This window comes from Arthrobacter sp. Y-9, assembly GCF_029690065.1.
GTDB lineage: Bacteria > Actinomycetota > Actinomycetes > Actinomycetales > Micrococcaceae > Arthrobacter_E.
Genome location: NZ_CP121463.1, coordinates 467,615 through 488,995 on the forward strand (window position 1 = coordinate 467,615; position 21,381 = coordinate 488,995).

The 21,381-nt window shown below is 68.0% G+C and carries 20 protein-coding genes; 14 read left to right on the plus strand and 6 right to left on the minus strand.

The window, feature by feature from the left end; genetic code table 11:
* Positions 1-128 precede the first annotated feature (128 nt).
* Positions 129-1,703, minus strand: coding sequence for an AMP-binding protein (locus P9849_RS02065; RefSeq protein WP_278268079.1), 1,575 nt, complete (start codon positions 1,701-1,703; stop codon positions 129-131).
* A gap of 254 nt (positions 1,704-1,957) precedes the next feature.
* Between P9849_RS02065 and P9849_RS02070 the strand changes: the two genes are divergently transcribed.
* From P9849_RS02070 to P9849_RS02120, 11 genes are all read left to right on the plus strand, one after another.
* Entirely contained in the window at positions 1,958-2,647 is a 690-nt protein-coding gene (locus P9849_RS02070; RefSeq protein ID WP_278268080.1) for a SipW-dependent-type signal peptide-containing protein, read from the plus strand.
* Between the two features lie 3 nt (positions 2,648-2,650).
* Complete coding sequence (locus P9849_RS02075) at positions 2,651-3,196, plus strand: signal peptidase I (RefSeq protein ID WP_278268081.1); 546 nt, start codon at positions 2,651-2,653, stop codon at positions 3,194-3,196.
* Complete coding sequence (locus P9849_RS02080; RefSeq protein ID WP_278268082.1) at positions 3,193-3,954, plus strand: hypothetical protein; 762 nt, start codon at positions 3,193-3,195, stop codon at positions 3,952-3,954. Before P9849_RS02075 ends, P9849_RS02080 begins: the two co-directional genes overlap by 4 nt.
* Positions 3,951-4,454: a SipW-dependent-type signal peptide-containing protein gene (locus P9849_RS02085; protein WP_278268083.1), complete on the plus strand. Its 504-nt coding sequence runs from the start codon at positions 3,951-3,953 to the stop codon at positions 4,452-4,454. Before P9849_RS02080 ends, P9849_RS02085 begins: the two co-directional genes overlap by 4 nt.
* 90 nt (positions 4,455-4,544) lie before the next feature.
* Positions 4,545-5,834, plus strand: coding sequence for an adenylosuccinate synthase (locus tag P9849_RS02090; RefSeq protein ID WP_278268084.1), 1,290 nt, complete (start codon positions 4,545-4,547; stop codon positions 5,832-5,834).
* A 233-nt stretch (positions 5,835-6,067) separates the two neighbouring features.
* Positions 6,068-6,523 (plus strand): CoA-binding protein, encoded by a 456-nt coding sequence (locus P9849_RS02095; protein WP_278268085.1) that lies wholly within the window; start codon positions 6,068-6,070, stop codon positions 6,521-6,523.
* A 97-nt stretch (positions 6,524-6,620) separates the two neighbouring features.
* Complete coding sequence (locus P9849_RS02100) at positions 6,621-7,019, plus strand: MmcQ/YjbR family DNA-binding protein (protein ID WP_278268086.1); 399 nt, start codon at positions 6,621-6,623, stop codon at positions 7,017-7,019.
* A 662-nt stretch (positions 7,020-7,681) separates the two neighbouring features.
* Positions 7,682-9,091 (plus strand): N-acetylglucosamine/diacetylchitobiose ABC transporter substrate-binding protein, encoded by a 1,410-nt coding sequence (ngcE, locus tag P9849_RS02105; RefSeq protein WP_278268087.1) that lies wholly within the window; start codon positions 7,682-7,684, stop codon positions 9,089-9,091.
* Positions 9,088-10,086 carry a sugar ABC transporter permease gene (locus tag P9849_RS02110; RefSeq protein WP_278268088.1) on the plus strand — a complete coding sequence of 333 codons (999 nt, stop codon included), beginning with the start codon at positions 9,088-9,090 and terminating at the stop codon, positions 10,084-10,086. Before ngcE ends, P9849_RS02110 begins: the two co-directional genes overlap by 4 nt.
* Positions 10,083-10,970, plus strand: a complete 888-nt coding sequence (locus P9849_RS02115) for a carbohydrate ABC transporter permease (protein ID WP_278268089.1) — start codon at positions 10,083-10,085, stop codon at positions 10,968-10,970. Before P9849_RS02110 ends, P9849_RS02115 begins: the two co-directional genes overlap by 4 nt.
* 180 nt (positions 10,971-11,150) lie before the next feature.
* Positions 11,151-12,098 (plus strand): hypothetical protein, encoded by a 948-nt coding sequence (locus P9849_RS02120; protein ID WP_278268090.1) that lies wholly within the window; start codon positions 11,151-11,153, stop codon positions 12,096-12,098.
* Positions 12,099-12,176: 78 nt separating this feature from the next.
* On the opposite strand, the gene purL is transcribed toward P9849_RS02120, so the two are convergent.
* From purL to purS, 3 genes are read right to left on the minus strand one after another with little or no spacing between them, the layout of a single operon-like run.
* On the minus strand, positions 12,177-14,486 hold the full coding sequence (gene purL / locus P9849_RS02125; RefSeq protein WP_278268091.1) for a phosphoribosylformylglycinamidine synthase subunit PurL: 2,310 nt from the start codon (positions 14,484-14,486) through the stop codon (positions 12,177-12,179).
* Positions 14,486-15,244, minus strand: a complete 759-nt coding sequence (purQ, locus tag P9849_RS02130; RefSeq protein WP_278268092.1) for a phosphoribosylformylglycinamidine synthase subunit PurQ — start codon at positions 15,242-15,244, stop codon at positions 14,486-14,488. Before purQ ends, purL begins: the two co-directional genes overlap by 1 nt.
* Positions 15,245-15,246: 2 nt before the next feature.
* Positions 15,247-15,498, minus strand: a complete 252-nt coding sequence (purS, locus tag P9849_RS02135; RefSeq protein ID WP_066214728.1) for a phosphoribosylformylglycinamidine synthase subunit PurS — start codon at positions 15,496-15,498, stop codon at positions 15,247-15,249.
* Positions 15,499-15,722: 224 nt separating this feature from the next.
* Here purS and P9849_RS02140 point away from each other — a divergent pair, with 224 nt between their 5' ends.
* The 3 genes from P9849_RS02140 (at position 15,723) to P9849_RS02150 (ending at position 19,940) form a co-directional block, all read left to right on the plus strand.
* Positions 15,723-16,157, plus strand: a complete 435-nt coding sequence (locus tag P9849_RS02140) for a YchJ family protein (RefSeq protein ID WP_278268093.1) — start codon at positions 15,723-15,725, stop codon at positions 16,155-16,157.
* Between the two features lie 152 nt (positions 16,158-16,309).
* Positions 16,310-16,603, plus strand: coding sequence for a DUF1540 domain-containing protein (locus tag P9849_RS02145; RefSeq protein ID WP_278269068.1), 294 nt, complete (start codon positions 16,310-16,312; stop codon positions 16,601-16,603).
* Positions 16,604-16,886: 283 nt separating this feature from the next.
* Positions 16,887-19,940 (plus strand): S8 family serine peptidase, encoded by a 3,054-nt coding sequence (locus P9849_RS02150; RefSeq protein ID WP_278269069.1) that lies wholly within the window; start codon positions 16,887-16,889, stop codon positions 19,938-19,940.
* 141 nt (positions 19,941-20,081) lie between these two features.
* Here the strand turns inward: P9849_RS02150 and P9849_RS02155 are convergent, their stop codons facing one another.
* Positions 20,082-20,432 carry a serine protease inhibitor gene (locus P9849_RS02155; RefSeq protein ID WP_278268094.1) on the minus strand — a complete coding sequence of 117 codons (351 nt, stop codon included), beginning with the start codon at positions 20,430-20,432 and terminating at the stop codon, positions 20,082-20,084.
* The gene (locus tag P9849_RS02160; RefSeq protein WP_278269070.1) at positions 20,429-21,343 is read right to left on the minus strand and encodes a 3-methyladenine DNA glycosylase; all 915 of its coding nucleotides are present in this window, start codon (positions 21,341-21,343) and stop codon (positions 20,429-20,431) included. Before P9849_RS02160 ends, P9849_RS02155 begins: the two co-directional genes overlap by 4 nt.
* Between the last annotated feature and the right edge of the window lie 38 nt (positions 21,344-21,381).

A 21,381-nucleotide genomic window follows, 5' to 3' on the forward strand; every position in this document is an offset into this window, starting at 1 on the left:
GGCGGCCGAGCTCGCTGTCGCCAGGCCGCCCGCTGCTGAACTCGCGATGTTCGGGCTGAGCTCGCTACGGCCTGTAGCGGGCTCAGCCCTGTTCCAGCGAGTTCAGCGCGGGGACGAAGCCGTCTCCCTCAGGCCTTGCGCAGTTCGCGTCGCAGGATCTTCCCGGACGCCGACTTCGGGATGGCGTCCAGGAACTCGACCTGCCGGACCTTCTTGTGCGGCGCGACGTGGGCCGCCACGAACTCCATGACCGCGGCGGCGTCGAGTTCCGAGCCGGGCTGCCGCACGACGAACGCCTTGGGCACCTCCTGGTGGTCCTCGTCGAAGGCGCCGACCACCGCGACGTCGGCCACCTCCGGGTGCGTGAGCAGCAGGGCCTCCAGCTCGGCCGGCGGGATCTGATAGCCCTTGTACTTGATGAGTTCCTTGAGCCGGTCGACGATGCTGACCACGCCGGTGGAGGAGACCGTGGCGATGTCGCCGGTGTGGAGGAAGCCGTCGGCGTCGAGGGTCTCCGCCGTGGCCTCGGGGAGATTCAGGTACCCCACCATGACGTTGGGTCCTCGGCAGAGCAGGTGGCCCGGTTCGCTCACGCCCTCGGCCGGCGGGTCGATGTCCTCCCCGGTGGCCAGGTCCACGATCCGGATGTCCATGTTCGGCACCGTGTAGCCGCAGCTGCCGAGCGGCACGCCGTCCGCCGAGCGGGGGATCAGGTGGGAGACCGGGCTCATCTCGCTCATGCCGTAGCCCTGCAGCATCGTGCAGCCGAGACGTTCCGCGACGGCGTGACCCAGCTCCTCGTCCAGCGGCGCGGCCCCGGACAGGGCGGTGTGGACGCTGGAGAGGTCGTAGTCCGCCACGAGGGGGTGCTTCGCGAGGGCGACGGCCACCGGAGGCGCGATGAAGAGGTACGTCACGCGGTGTTCCTGGATGATGCGCAGGAACTCGGTGAGGTCGAACTTGGGCATCGTGACGAGCTGTGCGCGTTCGGCGAGGGCCAGGTTCAGGAGCACCGTCATCCCGTAGATGTGGAAGAACGGGAGCAGCGCCAGCAGCACGTCGTCGCGGCTGACCTCCAGAAGCGCCCGGCTCTGCTGGACATTGGCCACCAGATTGCGGTGCGTGAGCATGACGCCCTTGGGCTTGCCGCTCGTGCCGGACGAGAAGGGGAGCGCCGCGATGTGGGTGGCCGGGTCGAGGTGCACCTCGGGCGCCGGGTGGCCGGCTGTCAGCACGTCCTTGAGCGACGGGTGTCCCGGGGCTCCGTCCAGGACCACGAGGCGCTCGGCGGGGATGCTCTGATGGGCCGCGGCCGCTTCAGCACGCTCGAGGAACGGCGAGATCGTGAAGAGCCAGCCGGCGCCGGCGTCCTCGAGCTGGTGCCCCACCTCGTCGGCGGTGTAGAGGGCGTTGATGGTGGTGGCGGCCGCGCCGGCGCGGAGAATCCCGTGGAAGACGGCGGCGAAGGCCGGGATGTTGGGGGCGAAGAGCCCCACCACATCGCCCGGCCGCACGCCGTGGGCGGCCAGATAGCCCGCGACCGCGTCGATCTGCGCCACGAGCGTCCCGTAGTCGGTCTCGGCTCCCGTGGTGCCGTCCACCAGGGCGATCCGCGCGCGGTCGGTGTCATCGAGGGAGCCGAAAAGGTAGTCGTAGACGCTCACCTCGGGGATGTCGACGTCGGGGAACGGGCTGCTGAACACGGTGCCTCCTGCGTGCCGGGACCAGGCGCCGTCAGGGCCGCGGCGCCTTGGTTACCGGTCAGTATGGGTGATCGCGGCGGAAATGGCGAGAGGTCCAGACCGGCCCGACGTGCGACTTGACAAGATGACGAATCGAGATCTGTGACCCGTTGACACGGTGTGCCTCCGATGATGCACTGAAATCAGCACTGCATGGCAGCACTAGGGGGCCGGGTGCTTTTTCATCACTCAACTGCTATGACAAGGCATCAACCATGGAGAATCAGTCCACCACTCGTCCATTCCGTTCCCGGAAAGTCCGCGCCATCCTGGCCGGAGGTCTCGTTCTGGGAGTAGGCGCGGTCTTCACGCTCGCCGCCTGGACCGACAACGAATGGGTCTTCGGCCAGAACGACGCCGGAACCGGCGGCCCGGGCACCAAGACCTACCAGATGGAGCAGAACACCTGGACCGGGACCGCGGGCGCCGCATCCTGGAGCGATCAGGGAAGCAAGAACGGCGGTGCTCTGACCTTCGCCGTCAATGCCGACAAGCTGGTCCCGGGCAGCACGGTCTACGCACCGATGCAGCTCCGCGCGGCCGCCGGCTCCGAGGCGCTGACCGCCACCCTCGCCGAAGGCGTGCAGGCCACCCCCGTGGTGGACCCCACGAACAACTCGGCGCTGTATGCGGCACTGACCTATTCGGCGAAGTCCGGCGTGACCAAGGCCCAGTGCAACGCGGCGGGCTTCAGCGCCAACGGCGCCGTCCTGGTCGCCGCCGGCCAGCCTTTGACCGCCACCTCGGCCACCCCGATCAGCCTGCCCGCCGGCCCGGACGCGGCCACGGCCGGCACCGGGGTGGACGTCTGCCTGGCGATCACGCTGCCGACCACCGCCGATCCGTCGCTCCAGGGCAAGAAGACCACCCCGCTCTGGCGCTTCACCAGCACCGTCGGTTCCTGATCGGTGCTGACGCGCAGCATCAGGACGGTCCGCGAAGTTCTCCTGAGCGTCGCGGCCGTCCTGGGCCTGTTGTGTCTGCTGTCCGTCCTGGCGGCCCTGCTGTTCGGCGCGGGATTCGTGGTGTTCCGGACCGGTTCCATGGAACCGGAGTATCCGGTCGGCGCCCTGTCCCTCACCGTTCGGGTTCCCGCTGACCAACTCAAGCCCGGGGAGGTGGCCTCCGTGACGCGTCAGGGCACGAAGACCCTGGTCACGCACCGCGTGGTCTCCGTGACGCCCGAGCCCGGCGCCGGGAAGGGCGCGGCGACCCTGGTGCTCAAGGGGGACGCGAACAGCTCCCAGGATCCCGTGCCGTACCAGGTGACGACCGCGCAGCGCGTCGTGTTCACGGTCCCCGTCCTGGGATCCTGGGTCATGGCCACCCGTGGCCCGTGGTTCCTGGGCGCCGCCACCCTGGTGATCGCTGCCTTGGTGACCTGGGCCTTCTGGCCGCACCGGGAGCCGCGGCACCGCGGAGGGCAGCAGGCGGGTCCTCAGGAGTCGTCATGAGACGGGCCGGCCGACGCGCCGCACTGCTCCTCGCCGGTCTCCTGCTCGCGGGCCCCGCCGTGGTCTGCTGGCAGGCAGGGGCGGCGAGCGGTGCGGGGCAGGATCCGGTCTTCACCCCGGTTCCCGAGACAGGCGGGCGGGGACACCTCCAGCTCGCCTCCTCGCCGTACCCGTTGACCTTCCCGTCGCTGCGGTCCGGGCAGCAGTACAGCTGGCAGCTGCGGCTGCGGGTCGCGGAGGGTGAGCCGGCCACGACCTCCCTGAAGCTCAGCGCCATGGGTGCCCTCGCGGCGAACGGGGGATACCTCGTCACAGTCCGCGAGTGCTCCGAACCCTGGAGCGGAGCGAGCGGCGTGGGCGCGGAACTTCGCTGCCCGGTACGTCCCGTGCTCCGTGTCGACCGTCAGGCGCTGAAAACGGTGGACTCGCAGACCAGCGTGGCCCTGGCCGGGCTGCCCCGTGGGAAGGATTCGTACCTGGCGGTCACCCTGGAGGCCCCGCGCGGAACTCAGGCTGCCCCGCGGGGCGGCCTGCGGCTCGGGCTCGGGATCACCGCGCACTCGGAGGACGACGCCGGGCCCACCCCGCCGACGGACGGTCACCTGGGCGAGACGGGCTTCGAGGGGAGCCGTTTCGCGCTGCTGGGCGGCGGCGCGCTGCTGGCCGGCGCCGCGCTGTGGGCGGCCTTCCGGCGGGTTCCGGCCGCGGTGAGCAGGGGAGAAGGGCACGACGACGAGAAGGACGGAGGAGGCTCGTGAGGAGGAAGGGCGGGATCGCCGCAGCGCTGGCCGCGTGCGCCGTCGTCGTCTCCGCCGTGCCCACCTCCGCCGCGTGGAGCGACCGCGAATGGACAGCGGGCGCCGGAATCGGGACGTACACCGTGCCGCCGGCCACATTCACCAGACCCTGTGCCTACAACGCCGGGGTGCTCGGGCTCGGCGCCAAGATCATCATCTACTGGAAGCCACCTGCCGGGTTCGCCCTCGCCAACGCCACCGTGTACGCCTCGCAGAGTGGTCTCGGGTCTGCGCTGGCGCCGCTGACAGGTTTCTCCATGACCGCGAACACCACCGGCACCACGTCCGAGTACACGACCGAGGTCCCGGTGAACCTCCTCGGGGGACTCCTGGGCCTGGGGACCGAACTGGAACTGGCGATCGTCATCAACAGCGGCACCTGGCCCTCCGTGCCGGTCAAGGTCCGCGCCAATCCGGGGCTCGTCGGCGGTCTGGGAGGGTCCTGCACGAACATCGGCTGACCGTCGTGAAGCGGCCCGATGCGGGCTGTCGGCCCCGGTCGACTAAGCTGGGTAGGTCAACGCCCCTGCCGAATCCTCGGGGAGGATCTAATGCCAGCAATCGTGATCGTCGGAGCCCAGTGGGGCGATGAAGGCAAGGGAAAGGCCACCGACCTCCTGGGCGGGCGCGTGGATTACGTGGTCAAGCCCAACGGCGGCAACAACGCCGGCCACACGGTCGTGGTGAACGGTGAGAAGTACGAGCTCAAGCTCCTTCCCGCCGGCATTCTCAGCCCCAACGCCATCCCGGTGATCGGCAACGGCTGCGTGGTGAACCTCGAGGCCCTCTTCCAGGAGATCGACGGTCTGGAAGCCCGCGGTGCGGACACCTCCCGTCTCCGCGTCTCCGCCAACGCCCACCTCGTGGCCCCGTACCACCAGGTGCTGGACAAGGTCACCGAGCGCTTCCTCGGCAAGCGCGCCATCGGCACCACGGGCCGCGGCATCGGTCCCGCCTACATGGACAAGGTGGCCCGTCTCGGCCTCCGCGTCCAGGATGTCTTCGACGAGTCGATCCTCCGCCAGAAGGTGGAAGGCTCCCTGCACCAGAAGAACCAGCTCCTGGTGAAGGTCTACAACCGCCGTGCCGTGGAGGTGGAGGAGATCGTCCAGTACTTCCTCTCGTTCGCCGAGCGCCTGCGCCCCCTCATGATCGACTCGACCTACGAGCTCAACAGGGCCCTGGACGAGGGCAAGGTGGTCCTCATGGAGGGCGGCCAGGCCACCTTCCTGGACGTGGACCACGGCACCTACCCGTTCGTGACCTCGTCCAACCCCACCGCGGGCGGCGCGTCCGTGGGTTCCGGCATCGGCCCCACCCGCATCTCCCGGTCGATCGGCATCATCAAGGCGTACACCACGCGCGTGGGCGCCGGGCCGTTCCCCACCGAGCTGTTCGACGACATGGGTCTCTACCTGCAGAAGACCGGCGGCGAGTTCGGCGTGAACACCGGCCGTCCGCGTCGCTGTGGCTGGTATGACGCCGTCCTGGCCCGTCACGCCTCCCGCGTCAACGGCTTCACGGACTACTTCCTCACCAAGCTGGACGTCCTCACGGGCATCGAGCAGATCCCGGTCTGCGTGGCCTACGACGTCGACGGCGTCCGCCACGACGAGATGCCGATGACCCAGACGGACTTCCACCACGCGAAGCCCATCTTCGAGTACTTCCCGGGCTGGACCGAGGACATCAGCGGCGCCAAGACCCTGGACGACCTCCCGGAGAACGCCCGCAACTACGTCCTCGCGCTGGAACGTCTCTCCGGCACCCGGTTCTCCGCCATCGGCGTGGGCCCGGACCGCGAGCAGACCATCGTCGTCCACGACCTGATCGAGGACTGACCTCCTCATTCCTTTCTCGAGGGCCGGTGGCGCGTTGGCGCCGCCGGCCCTCGGTGTTCGGGGCCGGGGGATGCATTCCCGAAAGCGGCGCATCGCGCGCCGCAGCGAGGAACGAGCGCAGGCGAGTAAGAGAGCAGGCAGGGGTCCCCGGCCGAGCTTGCGAGTGCCGGGGGGCCTGCGAACGCTAAGCCGCGTGGGAATGCATCCTCCAGGCGGAGGAATAGGCTTAGGGCATGGCACACGTCAACGATCCCGCCGTCATCGAGAAGCTCATCACCACGAAGGGCCGCTGGGCCGTGGTCGGGCTGAGCACCAACGAATGGCGCGCCGCCTATGACGTCTCCCTCACCGTGCGCGACCGCATGGGGATGGAGATCATCCCCATCAACCCCAAGGGCGAGGACGTCCACGGCGAGAAGGGCTACACGCTGCTGTCCGAGGTGCCGGGCCAGGTGGACGTGGTGGAGTGTTTCGTGAACTCCGAACGCGTCGGCGCGGTGGTGGATCAGGCCATCGAGGCGGGCGCCAAGGCGATCTGGATGCAGCTCGGCGTCGTGGATGAGGCCGCCGCCGAACGCGCGGAGGCCGCCGGGCTGGACGTCATCATGAACGAGTGCCCCGACCGTGTGCTGCACCGCTGGGCCCAGGAGGGCCGGCGTCTGGACACGGACGGCGCCGCGACGGCCTGAGCGCCCCGCACACGCACGCACGACGACGGCGGGCGACCCCGGCGTCGTCGCACACGGTTGAGAGCCGCACACGGCGGCCTGGCGAGGAGGAGCGGACATGGACGCCCGCGAGCTGCGCGAGTTCTGCCTGGAGTTCCCGGGTGCGGTGGAGGATTTCCCGTTCGACCCGGACACCTCCGTCTTCAAGGTCGCGTCCGAGGTGGAGGGCGCCCGGCATCCGGCGAAGATGTTCGCCCTGACGCGGCTGCGCGCCCTGCCGCTCTCCGTGAGCCTGAAGTGTGATCCCGTGGTGGCCCTGCAGTTGCGGGCGGGCTACCCGCAGATCACCGGGGCCTGGCACCTGAACAAGAAGCACTGGAACGGCGTGCTCCTGGAAGGACTGCCGGACGAACTGCTGCGGAACATGATCGAGGATTCGTACGACCTCGTGGTGTCCGGCCTGAGCCGTCGCCAGCAGGAACAGCTGAGCTGGAAGGGCCTGGTCGAGCGCGGCTGAGTGGGACTTCTACGCGGCCCTTGCAGGGGCCTTTGCGGGCTTCTCCGGCGGCGTGACGGGCAGGACTGTCGGACCGGACTGCCGGACCGGGTGGTGGGGCCGGGCCGGGCAACAGGGACGCCCTGGCCGGACCCCACCACTGTCCCCAGGACCAGGTCCTGGGCACCGGGTGACCGCCTCCTAAAACAGTCACCCTGCCACCCGCGGTGGGAATCCCCCGATTCCCGTCCACGGGCGCACCGCACGCGCCCCCGAGGGCTACCCCTGAGACCACCGTGCCGCGTACTGTGCAGGGTAGCGCCGGGTGCTGAGCCCACTCCCAAGTAGTGACTACTCGATTCTCGGGGGCTCGCGGACCGTCATCGGGCCGTGACCCGGTCCGAAAACCCGGTCCGCTCGTGGTCCGGTATGGGGGAACGCGGCGCTGAACTGCGACGATCCTCCCGGAGACCCGTGGCGCGCGGGAGCCTGAAACCTCCCGGACCTCTGGCGGTTATGAAATCGCAATGAAAGAAGTTGATCAAAACTCCCGGGAAATATTGCGTTTCGCTCAAAGATGGTGTTGCATATCACACAGACGCGGGTCTGCTTGGATCCAGGTCACGCTGGTCGAAGTCGCAGATGACCCGCCCAGTTCCTTTGAGTCATCGGAAGGTAACGATATGAAAATGCAGAATCAGCCGTTCGCGCGGCGTGGATTCCTCCGGGGGGCGCTCGCCACGGCCGCGGTCATCCCCATGGGTGGCGCATTGGCTTCCTGCGCATCCGGCGGCGACAGCGCCGCTCCGGCCGCCACGGGCAACGTCTCTGCAACGAACCCCTTCGGCCTGGCGGACAAGGCCACGGTCGACGCGGTGATCTTCAAGGGTGGCTACGGTGTGGACTACGTGGAGTTCGCCGCCAAGACCGCCGAGAAGAAGTTCTCCGGCAGCACCTTCAAGGTCTCGGCCTCCTCCGCGATCTCCGCGGAACTGCAGCCGCGTTTCGCCGGTGGCAACCCGCCGGACCTGATCGACAACTCGGGTGCGCAGTCCATCGGCATCTCCACCATCCTGGACCAGCTCGAGGACCTCAAGTCCGTCGTGGACGCCAACAACTACGAGGGCACCAAGATCTCCGACACCTTGTACGAAGGCGTGCTCGCTCCGGGCACCTTCGGCGACAAGGTCGCGGCGATCAACTACGTCCTCACCGTCTACGGTCTCTGGTACTCCGCCTCCCTCTTCAAGGAGAACGGCTGGACCGTGCCGAAGACCTGGGACGAGGCGTTCGAGCTCGGCGAGAAGGCCAAGGCCAAGGGCAAGTTCCTGTTCCTGTGGGGCAAGGAAGCCGCCACGTACTACCAGGAACTCGCTTTCGCCTCCGCGATCAAGGAAGGCGGCCAGGATGTCCGCCTGAACATCGAGAACCTGAAGCCGGGCGCCTGGAAGCAGGACGCCATCATGAAGGTGTTCAAGGCTCTCGAGAAGCACGTGAAGGCCGGGCACTTCAAGCCGGGTGGCTCGGGCACGCAGTTCACCGCGGCGCAGGCCCAGTGGTCGAACTCGCAAGAGGCGCTGCTGTACCCGTCCGGTTCCTGGATCGAAAACGAAATGAAGGACCAGACCAAGGCGGACTTCCAGATGACCGGCACCCCGGTGCCCACGGTCACCTCCGGCTCCAAGCTCCCGTTCGAGGCGCTGCACTCCGGCGCCGGTGAGCCCTTCATCGTCCCGTCCCAGGGCAAGAGCGTCGCCGGCGGCAAGGAACTGCTGCGGGCCATGCTCTCCAAGGAGGCCGCCACCAACTTCGCCAAGACGAAGCTCTCGCCGACCATCGTCAAGGGCACCGTTCCTGCGGACGGCTTCGGCTCCACGGCACTGGTCTCCCAGACGAAGATGCTCGACGCCGCCGGCAAGAACGTCTTCAACTGGCAGGTCTTCGATCTGTACGGCACCAACAAGGACCAGCTGGTCGTGTGGAACGCCTTCCTCGATGGCAAGAGCTCCGCTGACGAGCTGGCCGACGCACTGCAGAAGATCTCGGACAAGGTCGCTGCCGATACCTCCATCAAGAAGGTTGAAATCAAGTGACCCTGCCTGTTCCGGGCACCACCACGGGCGGCGGCCTCCCGGCCGCCGTCCCGCGGCGGCGGAAGGCGCTCACCTGGGACAAGGTCAGCTTCATGCTGGTGTTCCTGGGCGTGCCCCTCGTGATCTACATCCTCTTCGTGGTGTGGCCCTTCATTCAAGCGTTCTACTACAGCCTGACGGACTGGACGGGGTTCTCTCCGAAGGCCAACTTCGTCGGCCTCGCGAACTACGTCAAGATCTTCCAGGACGATCTGTTCCTGAAGGCACTGGGTAACAACATCCTGCTGCTGATCGTGGTCCCTCTCGTGACGATCGTCCTCTCGCTGGCACTCGCCGTCGTCGTCACCGTGGGCGGCAGCAGCAAGGGCCAGGTCAAGGGCCTGAAGGGGTCCAGCTTCTACCGCGTGGTCTCCTTCTTCCCGTACACCATCCCCGCGATCGCCATCGGCATCATGTGGGGGCAGATCTACGACCCGAGCGGCGGCCTGCTGAACGGCCTGCTCCGTGCCGTGGGGCTGCAGAACTTCAAAGACTTCGCCTGGCTGGGCAACTCGGACACCGCGATGTTCGCGTCCATGTTCGTGATCATCTGGGGCTTCGTGGGCTTCTACATGGTCCTGTTCATCGCCGGCATCAAGGGCATCCCCGCTGAGCTGTACGAGGCGGCGCGCATCGATGGCGCCGGGCGCTTCCGCACCGCGGTGAGCCTGACCATCCCGATGATCCGGGACAACATCCAGACCGCGTACGTGTACCTGGGCATCCTCGCCCTCGACGCCTTCGTCTACATGGCGGCCCTCTTCCCGAACGCCGGTGGACCGGAGAACACCACGCTGGTCATGTCCCAGCAGCTGTTCTTCACCGCGTTCCAGCGTGGCCAGTTCGGCACCGCGACCGCCATGGGTGTGGTCATGGCCGTGGCGACGCTCATCTTCTCAGGACTCGTTTTCCTGGTGAACCGGCTCACCGGTGGTAAGGATCAGGAACTCGTATGAGCATTCTCAACAAGACGCGGGCTCCCGAAGGGCATGTGGAGCGCAAAGCGGAGACGACGGCGAGCGACCGTGTGGTGGCCGGAAGCAGCCATGTGGTGCTGATCCTGTGGTCGGCCATCGTGGTCCTGCCCCTGCTCTGGACGTTCATGTCCTCGTTCAAATCGTCGGCGGAGATCTTCGCCTCCCCGTTCGCCCTGCCGAGCGTGTGGCACTTCGACAACTACACCCGGGCATGGACCGAGGCGGGCATCGGCCAGGCCTTCGGCAACTCGCTGATCCTGGTGGGTGCGTCCCTGGTCCTCGTGATGCTGCTGGGCGCCATGTCGGCCTACGTCCTGGCCCGCTTCAGGTTCTGGGGCAACCGCTTCATCTACATCCTGCTGCTGGCGGGCAACACCTTCCCGGTCTTCCTGGCCATGGTGCCCCTGTTCAAGATGCTCGAGAAGATGCACCTGCTGAACACCCTGTTCGGCCTGATCCTCACGTACGTGGGCTTCGCTCTGGCCTTCACCGTGTTCTTCCTGCACAGCTTCTTCAAGAACCTGCCGGGTGAGATCGCGGAAGCAGCCGCGATCGACGGCGCCGGTGAGTGGCGGACCTTCTTCCAGATCATGCTGCCGATGGCCAAGCCGGGCCTCGCATCCGTGGCGATCTTCAACTTCCTGGGTCTGTGGAACCAGTTCCTCATCCCGGTGACGATCAACGCCGCCGGTCCGAAGGTGCTCTCGCAGTCCCTGGCGGCCTTCGCCCAGCAGATGGGGTACGCCGTCGACTTCGGCGCACTGTTCGCCGCGGTCACCATCACGGTGATCCCGGTCCTGGTGGTCTACATCATCTTCCAGCGTCAGCTGCAGGGCTCGGTGTCGCAGGGCACGTCCCGCTAGATCTGAAAGCCCCGGCCCCCGTTCCTTGCTTACTGCGAGGAGCGGGGGCCTTTTGCTGTCCCTTTCATCGACTGCTCCGTGGTTGTCGTTTTGAGCGTTCAAAACGACAACCACGGAGCAGTCGATGAGGCTTGTGGATATCTTCTGCGGGGTGACTCCGTTCTCTGCTGAGATGGGCGAATGAAAACCCCGAGCCGGCTGCCCCAGGAGCTGGAGGACCGTCCGTTCACCGTCGAGGAGGCCCGCCGCCGCGGTGTGAGTCTGAGGCGGCTGCGGCACGGGTCCCTGGCACCTTTGGGGAAGGGGCTCCGAACTGCGGCTTCTCTGGAGCGGATCCCGCTCTCGGAGCGTGTCCGTCCGTTTCTAGACATCAACGATCGCTGCGCGGTTTCACACCTCACGGCGGCCGAGCTCGGCGGACTTCCGAGCCGAAGAAGGGTGAGCGAGACCATGACATTTCACGTGATCCGCCCCGAAGGGGCAGCGGATCTCAAACGGCCGCATGTGGTGGTGCACCGGGCGAAGCTCTACGACGATGAAATAACCACCTACCAAGGCATCAGGATCACCACGCCGGAGCGCACGTGGCTTGATCTGGCGGCGATGCTCACCGTCGATGAGCTGGTGGTCGCCGGCGATCATCTGGTCCGTGTCCCTCACCCGGATTTCGACAACAGAACCGCACCGCTGTGCACGGTGGAGGATCTTCAACGGATGATCGATCGACACAAGGGGAAGCGTGGGCTGCGGAAGGCGAAACTCGCCCTTCAGCTCGTCCGTGTGGGCTCTGATTCACCGCAAGAGACGCTGCTCAGGCTTGCAATAGGACGTGCTGGCCTGCCGGAACCGGAACTCAACGTCCCGGTCGACGACGGCCGGCCCGGCAGGCCGGTGCGGCCCGATCTCTCCTACCGTCAATACCGCATCGCCGTCGAATGCGAGGGTGACGGTCACGGCGAAGAATCCCAGATCGTCCGGGACATAGCGCGCTCGGAACGCTACCGCGAGCTGGGCTGGATCGAGGTGAGGATCTCGAAGCGGCACATGCAGAATGACGCCAGCTCCGCCGTGGCCAAGATCCGGGCGACTCTGATCCAGGCCGGATGGCGCCCGGGTCGCGGCTCGTGAAAACGACTGCTCCGTAAGTGTCGTTCTGAGGGTACAAAACGACACTTACGGAGCAGTCGATGGAGGGGGAGGGGTGGGTCAGCCGAAGTACTTCGGCAGGGTCCCCTCGTGGGCTTCGCGGAGGGCGTCGAGCGGGAGCGCGTCCACGCCGTTGATCTCCAGGGTGCCGGAGGCGGAGTCCACCACGCCGATGCGGGCGTGGGCGAAACCGCGGGCCGTGCACATGTCGTTGAAGCGGACTTCCTCGCTCCGCGGCACGGACACGATGGCCCGGGCCTGGGACTCGGAGAACAGCAGCGTGAACAGGTCCACGCCGTCGCGTTCCGCGACCTCGTCCAGGCCGATCCGGGCGCCGACGTTGTAGCGGAGGGCCGACTCCACGAGAGCCGCGGCGAGGCCGCCTTCGGAGAGGTCGTGCGCGGCGTCGATCATGCCGTCACGGGAGGCGTTGATCAGGATCTCACCCAGCGTGCGCTCGGCGGCGAGGTCCACGCGAGGCGGCAGGCCGCCCAGGTGACCGCGCAGCTTCGACCACTCGGAGCCGTCCAGTTCGGCCGCCGTCGTGCCCAGGAGGTAGATGGCCTGGCCATCCTCGCGCCAGCCGGACGGGGTGCGGCGCGCGACGTCGTCGAGCTTGCCGAGCACCGCGACCACGGGGGAGGGGTGGATCGGCGTGGTGCCGGTCTGGTTGTACAGGGAGACGTTGCCGCCCGTGACCGGGACACCCAGCTCCATGCAGGCGTCCGAGAGGCCGCGGATGGCCTCGGCGAGCTGCCACATGACGTCCGGGTCCTCGGGGGAGCCGAAGTTCAGGCAGTCGGAGACCGCCATCGGCACGGCGCCGCCGGTGGCCACGTTGCGGTAGGCCTCGGCCAGCGCCAGCTGGGCGCCCTGGTACGGATCCAGGTAGGTGTAGCGGCCGTTGGCGTCGGTGGAGAGCGCCACACCCAGGCCGGTCTCCTCGTCCACGCGGATCACGCCGGCGTCGTCCGGGAAGGCCAGGGCGGTGTTGCCGCCCACGTAGCGGTCGTACTGCTTGGTGATCCAGGACTTGTCGCACATGTTCGGCGACGCGACCAGCTCGGTCACGGCGGCGGCGAGCTCGCCGGAGGTGGTGGGGCGGCCGGCGTCCTGCACGGAACCGGTGAAGGTGTCAGCCTGCAGGGCGTCCTGCCAGGACGGGCGGGCGTAGGGGCGGTCGTAGACCGGACCGTCGTGCGCGACCGTCTTCGGGTCCACGTCCACGATCACTTCGCCGTCCCAGGTGATGATGAGGCGGCCGGTGTCGGTGACCTCACCGAGCCAGGAGTACTCCACGGCCCACTTGTCCATGACGGCCTCGAACGCCTCGACGTTCTCCGGCGTCACGACGGCCATCATGCGCTCCTGAGACTCGGACATGAGGATCTCGCCCGGGGTCAGGGTGGGGTCTCGCAGCAGGACGCTGGTCAGCTCGACCTGCATGCCGCCGTCGCCGTTGGAGGCCAGCTCCGAGGTGGCGCAGGAGATGCCCGCGGCGCCCAGGTCCTGGATGCCTTCCACGAGGGAGTGCTTGAACAGCTCGAGGCAGCACTCGATGAGGACCTTCTCGGCGAAGGGGTCGCCCACCTGGACGGCGGGGCGCTTGGACGGCTTGGTGTCGTCGAAGGACTCGGAGGCCAGCACGGAGGCGCCGCCGATGCCGTCGCCACCGGTGCGGGCGCCGAACAGGACGACCTTGTTGCCCTTGCCGGAGGCGTTCGCCAGGCGGATGTCCTCGTGGCGCATGACGCCCACGGCCAGAGCGTTCACCAGCGGGTTGCCTTGGTAGACGGCGTCGAACACCATCTCGCCGCCGATGTTCGGCAGGCCGAGCGAGTTGCCATAGCCACCGATGCCGGCCACGGCGCCGTGCATGACGCGCGCGGTGTCCGGGTGGTCGATCTCGCCGAAGCGGAGCGGGTCCATGACGGCGACGGGACGGGCGCCCATCGAGATGATGTCACGCACGATGCCGCCGATGCCGGTCGCGGCGCCCTGGTACGGCTCCACGAACGACGGCGAGTTGTGGGACTCGATCTTGAAGGTCACGGCCCAGCCGTCACCCAGGTTGGTGACGCCGGCGTTTTCGCCGATGCCCACCAGCATGTCCTTCTTCATCTCCTCGGTGACCTTCTGGCCGAACTGGCGCAGATGGTTCTTGGAGGACTTGTAGGAGCAGTGCTCGCTCCACATGACGGAGTACATGGCCAGCTCGGCGCCGGTGGGGCGGCGGCCCAGGAGCTTGACGATCTCCTCGAACTCGTTCTGCTTCAGGCCCAGCTCGGCCCACGGCAGTTCGACCTCGGGAGTGCCCGCCGCGTTGGCGACGGTGTCGATGTTGAACTTGGCGGTGGTTTCCTGGGTCATCACTTTCCTCCCACGATCTGGGTCAGCACGGAGGTGAAGAAGCCGAGGCCGTCCACCGAGTGGCCGCCGTCCTGCTCCGGGCCGAAACCGGCCTCCACGGCGTGCTCCGGGTGCGGCATGAGGCCCACCACGTTGCCGGCGGGGTTGGAGATGCCGGCGATGTCACGGCGCGAGCCGTTCGGGTTGAAGCCGACGTAGCGGAACACCACGCGGCCCTCCGCCTCGAGCGCGTCCAGCGTCTTCTCGTCGGCGATGTACTGGCCGTCCTGGTTCTTCAGCGGGACCGTGATCTCCTGGCCCTGCGTGTAATCCGCGGTCCAGGCGGTGTTCGCGTTCTCCACGCGGAGCACCTGGTCACGGCAGATGAACTTGAGGTGGTCGTTCTTGATCATGGAGCCCGGGAGCAGGTGGGACTCGGTCAGGATCTGGAAGCCGTTGCAGATGCCGAGGACCGGCAGCTTGGCGTCCGAGTTCGCGGCGTCCACGATCTTGCCCATGAGGGGAGCGAAGCGGGCGATGGCCCCGGCGCGCAGGTAGTCGCCGTAGGAGAAGCCGCCGGGGATCACCACGGCGTCCACGTCCGCGAGCTCGGTGTCCGCGTGCCACAGCGAAACGGCCTCGGCGCCGGCGAGGCGGACGGCACGTGCGGCGTCGCGGTCATCCAGCGTTCCGGGGAAGGTCACGACGCCGATCCGGGCGCCGGCGAGAGGGGCGATGGCCGCGGCCGCGACCTCGCCGATCAGGGGGATCTCGGTCATGATCAGGCCTCGACGACCTGGATGTTGACCACGTCTTCGATCACGGGGTTGGAGAGCAGGGTCTCGGCGGCGTCGCGGGCCTTGGCCAGGATCTCGTCCGTCACCTCACCCTCGACCTCGAGCTCAAAGCGCTTCCCCTGGCGGACCGACACGAAATCGGTGAAGCCGAGGCGGGGCAGCGCGCCCACGATGGCCTTGCCCTGGGGGTCAAGGATTTCGGGCTTGGGCATGACGTCGACGACGATCCGGGGCATCCGGCAACTCCTGTGTGCGTGCGTGCGTTGAACCTGGGCCGGGTGTCGCCCCAGGCCAGGGCCGTCACGGAAGTGTTGCCGTCTCACGCGCTTCCCGTTTCCACGCAGAGACTCCCGGAAGGAGTGGAGGGGCGGGGAAAACGGTGGCAGCGACGCTCCGCGAGCTTGCACCTCCCATTCTACCGGGTGCGCCCGGGCCTCCGCGCCGTGTTTAGGCTATGTGGATGAACGCCCGGAAGAGCCCCGTCCCTGGTCCCTGTCCCTGCCTCAGCGGGGAGTCCTACGCCGCGTGCTGCGGGCGCTTCCGCGCGGGTGAGGGCCGGCCCGCCACGGCCGAGGCGCTCATGCGGAGCCGGTACAGCGCCTTCGCCGTGCTGGACCAGGACTACCTGCTCGCCACCTGGCATCCGGACACCCGCCCGCGGGACCTGGAGCTGGACGAGGACATCCGCTGGCTCAGGCTCGACATCACCGCCACCACGGCGGGCGGCCCCTTCGACACCGAGGGGACCGTCACCTTCCGGGCGCACTACCGCGCCCCGGCCGACGACGGCGGTGCGGGGGCGCCGTCGTCGCGCACCGTGCGCGGGGTGCAGGAAGAGGTGAGCCGCTTCGTGCGGGAGGGCGGGCGCTGGTACTACGTCGATGCTGCTGGATGAGGGTCGACGCTGCCGAGTGAGCGCGTTCTGAGGCCGACCTGGGCTCATTAGCGAAAACACACATACGCATTTCCACCGGGTCAAACCGCGGCGGACGGTCGTACCGTGGAAGAAGCGGGGACCCCCGCCGCGAGGAACCAGCAGGAGGAATGATGAGCACTCACGTCACCGAAGTGTCCGCTTGCAGTGTGGATGCGTGTTCGTTCAACCACGACGGTTGCACGGCGTACGGCATCACGATCGGCGGCAGCGACCATCACGCCCAGTGCGCCACTTTCATCGACACGAGTTCCCTCGGCGGGCTGCCCAAGGTGCTGGCTCATGTCGGCGCCTGCCAGCGCAGCGAGTGCCGGCACAACGACCACCTCATGTGCGGCGCGCACGAGGTGAAGATCGGCCCCGGTGCGGAGCGCGCGGACTGCCTCACGTATGACCCGGCCGACTGACAGCGCGACTGATAACGCGACCGATAACGCAACTGATAACAAACTGTGAAATAACCCTGTCACAACTGGGTGCTGCTCCATTAGGGTAAGAGTCAACCTGAGTGTGAGCCGCGTAACAACGCGGCCGATCGGGCATGACCCCTCCGGTCAAGGGACTGGAGGACCTTCGTGAAAGGTTCACGCACCCATGAGAAGAACAGGGAAGGGCCTCCTGCGCGGCAGGGCGCTCACCAAGGCCCTCGCGGCCGGCGTCAGCATCCCCGTGCTCCTGAGCACGGCCGTCATGACGCCCGCCCAGGCCGCACCCACCGTGGCGCCCGGGCAGAGCAGCATCCAGCAGTTCCAGGCAGGCCGCTACATCGTGGTCCTCGCCGAAAAGCCCGCCGCGAGGTACGACGGCGGGACCCCGGGCCTCGCCGCCACCAAGCCGGAGGCGGGCCGGAAGCTCGATGCCCGAAACCAGAACGTCCAGCGGTACCGCCAGCACCTCCAGTCGGTCCAGAAGCAGGTGGCGGGTCAGGAGGGTGTGGCCATCAAGCGCAGCTTCTCCACGGCCCTGAACGCGTTCTCCGCCCAGCTCAGCGCCGAGCAGGCGAGCAAGCTCGCGAAGGACCCCAAGGTCCTGGCCGTGGCCCCGGACCGCCAGTACGCTCCGGACTACTCCAGCACGGACTACCTCAAGCTCCCCGGCAAGACCGGCCTCTGGCAGCAGCAGCTCGGCGGCGTGAACAACGCCGGCAAGGGCGTGGTGGTCGGCGTGATCGACTCGGGCTACACCCCGTCGAGCCCGTTCTTCGCCGGCGACGAGGTCAAGCCTCTCCAGGGCGCCCCGAAGGTCGGTGTCCCGTACCGCAATGAGGACGGCAAGATCGCCATGCTCAAGTCGGACGGCGACACCTTCGTGGGTGACTGCCAGGCGGGCGACGGCTTCGAAGGGACCGAGTGCAACTCCAAGGTGCTCTCGGCCCGGTACTTCGCCGATGACTTCCTCAACACCGTCCCGCCGGAGCACCGCGCGCCGGAGGAGCTGATCTCCCCGGTCGACGTCGGAAGCCACGGCACGCACACCGCGAGCACCGCGGCCGGCAACGCCAACGTCCACGCCAATCTGGGCGACCGGGACATGGGCATCACGAGCGGCGTCGCCCCGGCGGCCAAGCTCTCCATCTACAAGGTCTGCTGGGAGGACGACGACCCGGACACCGGCGGCTGCTACTCCTCCGCTTCGGTGGCGGCCATCGATCAGGCCATCCTGGATGGCGTGGATGTCCTGAACTACTCCATCTCCGGCAGTGCCACCAGCACCACCGACCCGGTCTCTCTGGCCTTCCTCTCCGCCGTCTCGGCGGGCATCTTCGTCTCAGTCTCGGCCGGCAACAGCGGTCCGACCGCGAGCACCGTCAACCACGGCGCTCCGTGGCTGACCACCGTGGCCGCCAGCTCCTTCACGAGCGAACTGCAGGGCACGGTCGAGTTCGAGGACGGCAGCAAGTTCCGCGGCGCCAGCCTCATGGCCACCGAGGTCCCGTACAGCAACCTGGTCCTTTCCGGGAACGCCGCATCCGGCACCGGCAACGCGAACCTCTGCGCCCCCAACAGCCTGGATCCCGCCAAGGTGAGCGGCAAGATCGTGGTCTGCGACCGTGGCGTGGTGGATCGCGTCGCGAAGAGCGCCGAGGTCAAGCGTGCCGGCGGCGTCGGCATGGTCCTGGTGAACCTGAGCGCCTCCAGCGAGGACGTGGACATGCACGCCGTGCCCACCGTCCACGTCAACCCGCCGGCGACCCAGCAGATCAAGGACAAGGTCACCGCGAACCCGGCCATCAAGGCCCGCCTGGTCAACCACGACACCACCGGCCTTCCGGTGGAGCCCCAGCCGCAGGTTGCAGGGTTCTCCTCGCGCGGTCCTCTGCTGGCTTCCGGTTCCGATCTGCTGAAGCCGGATGTCGCCGCTCCCGGCGTCGCCGTCCTCGCCGGTGTCTCCCCGATCGCGGAGCACGGCGCGCTGTTCGGCATGATGTCCGGCACCTCCATGGCCTCCCCGCACATCGCGGGCTTCGGCGCCCTGGCCCTCTCCAAGAACCCGAAGTGGTCGCCCGCCACCATCAAGTCGGCGCTCATGACCACCGCGACGGATCTGAAGAAGGCCGACGGCAGCAAGGACACGGATCTCTTCGCCACGGGCGCGGGCCAGGTGAACCCCGGTGGGTTCCTGAACCCGGGTCTCGTGTACGACGCCGGCCAGGACGACTACCTGCGGTACATCCAGGGCCTGGGCTTCGACCTCGGCATCCCGGGTCTCGGCTCCACCAAGACCCGTGACATGAACGTCCCGTCCTTCGCCCTCGGCAATCTGACGGGCCGCATCGAGGTCACCCGCACGCTCACCGCGCTGACCCCGGGCCTGTACCGCGCCGTGGTCAACGTCCCGGGCGTGAACGTCAAGGTCACCCCGTCGGTGCTGAACTTCAACGCCGCCGGTCAGAAGAAGACCTTCAAGGTCAGCTTCGAGAACGCCGGAGCTCCGCTGGGTCAGTTCGCCATGGGCCAGCTGAGCTGGCAGGGTCTGGGCAAGAGCGTCACCTCGCCGATCGCGGTCCGTCCGCAGTCGGCCGTGGCGGCCACCAACCTGTCCTTCACCACCGCCAAGGGCACGGATAAGGCCACCTTCCCGGTGACCTCCGGCAGCGACCGTCCGACCAAGCTGACCCTGGACGGCCTCTCCAAGGCGGATGCCACGCAGATCCAGCTGGTGCCCGGCCCGGCCGGCGACACGGCGGACGCCTCCAACGCCTCCAAGACCGTGACGGTTCCGGCCGGCACGCCGTTCGCCCGCTTCGCGGTGGTGTCCTCGCAGGACAACGCCGACTTCGACCTCGTGGTCCTGGGCCCGAACGGCAAGGTCTACACGGCGGCCACGGCTTCCGCGAGCGAGTCGGTCTCCCTGAGCAACCCCGCGCCGGGCCAGTACACCCTGCTGGCCAACCTCTACGCGAGCCCGGGTAACCAGCCCGTCAAGGCGAGCCTCGAGGCTTCGGTGCTCGGAGCCTCCGTGGGCAACGCCACGGTGACGCCGAACCCGCTCGTGCTGAAGAACGGCAAGACGGCGGACGTCACGCTCGCCTGGAAGGGCCTGACCCCGGGCTCTTACATCGGGCGCGTCAGCTACGCCGGTTCCTCGGTGCAGACCTTCGTCAACGTCGTGGTGACCGGAACCGGAGCCTCGGTGGCGGCCCCCGCGGCGGAGAGCCCGGATGCCGGGGTCCGCGCCAAGGCGGAGCAGGAACTGCAGAAGCGTCCCGACCTGAATCAGGAGGACGCTCCGGCGGCCGGTTGATCCACGCCGCTGAGTGAAACGGAAGGGCCGGTGGGACATGTCCCACCGGCCCTTCCGGTGTTTCCGGAGGTCACACCGGATTCGCTGAGTCTCCCTGGATGCGCTGCGTTGCCGGGGAGCGTCGCCCGGCGACGCCGCCTCTCAGGCCTCCGAGCCTCCCAGCAGTGGTGCCAGCGCATCCCAGCGGGCGGTCTCCCGCGAATCGGAGCGGCTGAACCGGCGGTCCACCGGCCGGCCCTCCAGGGTGCCCGTGACGTGCGCACGCTGCTCCCCGCCGAAGACCGGGCGGGTCTCGGAGACGGCCGCCCCCTGGCGCGGCAGGGCGGGCAGGAGCAGCCGCGCGCCGTGCCGCACGACGGCGTCGTACGCGGCGGCCGGATCCGGCACCGTCGATGCGGGGCCGGGGCCTTCCGGCCCGCCGACCAGACGGAAGGTCACCTCGGGCGCTCCGGGGGCTGGTGTGAGAGTGACGGTCAGGTCCATGGAGGTCATCGCGTCTCCTGAGGAGTGGGTGGCACGGTGCGGTCCAGCAGGTCCAGGAAGCGGGCGCGCAACTCCTGCGTCTCCTCGGCGAAACCCCGTTGCCGGGCGACGTACTCGGCTTTGCCCTCGGGGGTTTCGATCCGGATGGGGTCGTAGCCCCAGGCGGCGAGGTCGTACGGGGAGGCCTGCATGTCCATGGCGCGGATCCGGTAGGAGAGTTCGAAGCAGTCCATGAGGAACTCGCTCGGCAGCAGCGGTGTGAGCTTGTAGGCCCACTTGTAGACGTCCATGTTGGCGTGCAGGCAGCCGGGCTGTTCCAGGTCGCGCTGAGTCTCCCGGGTGGGCTGGAGCTCGTTCAGCGGGGTGGCGTCCGGGGTGTAGAAGCGGAAGGCGTCGAAGTGGCTGCACCGGATGCGATGTCCTTCGACCACCTGGTCCGTCACCTCGCCGCCGAGCCGGAGGGAGAGGTACTCGTGGCGCAGCTCGAACTTCTCCTGCCGGTACACCATGGCCCATTCGTGGAGACCGAAACAGCCGAACTGCGCCGGTCGGGCCTGCGTTCCGCCCAAGATGATGCGGGCGAAGTCGACGGCTTCACGCCGGTCCGCCAGGAATCCCTCGACGTCGACGGTGACCGCGGCCGTGTCGGGCGCCAGGCCGAGTGCGTCGCGTTCCTCCGTGGTCAGCGCCCGGTGGTGCTTCCAGGCCTGGCGCTCGCGGGCTTCCGGGCCGAGCAGAATGGTCCCGGCGCCAGGATGCCAGCGTCGCAACTGGCCTGGCTTATGGGTGTAGTAGGTGAAGAGGAAGTCTTCCACGGGGTGCTTGCGGCCGGTGTGACGCCGTTCCAGGAAGGGCGCCGCGTACCGGTCCACGCGGGCGGCATGGGCCTCGGCGCGGGGGAGCCACTCGTCCTGGGACAGGACATGATCGGTGGCTGGGACGGTGGCGGACACGCTTC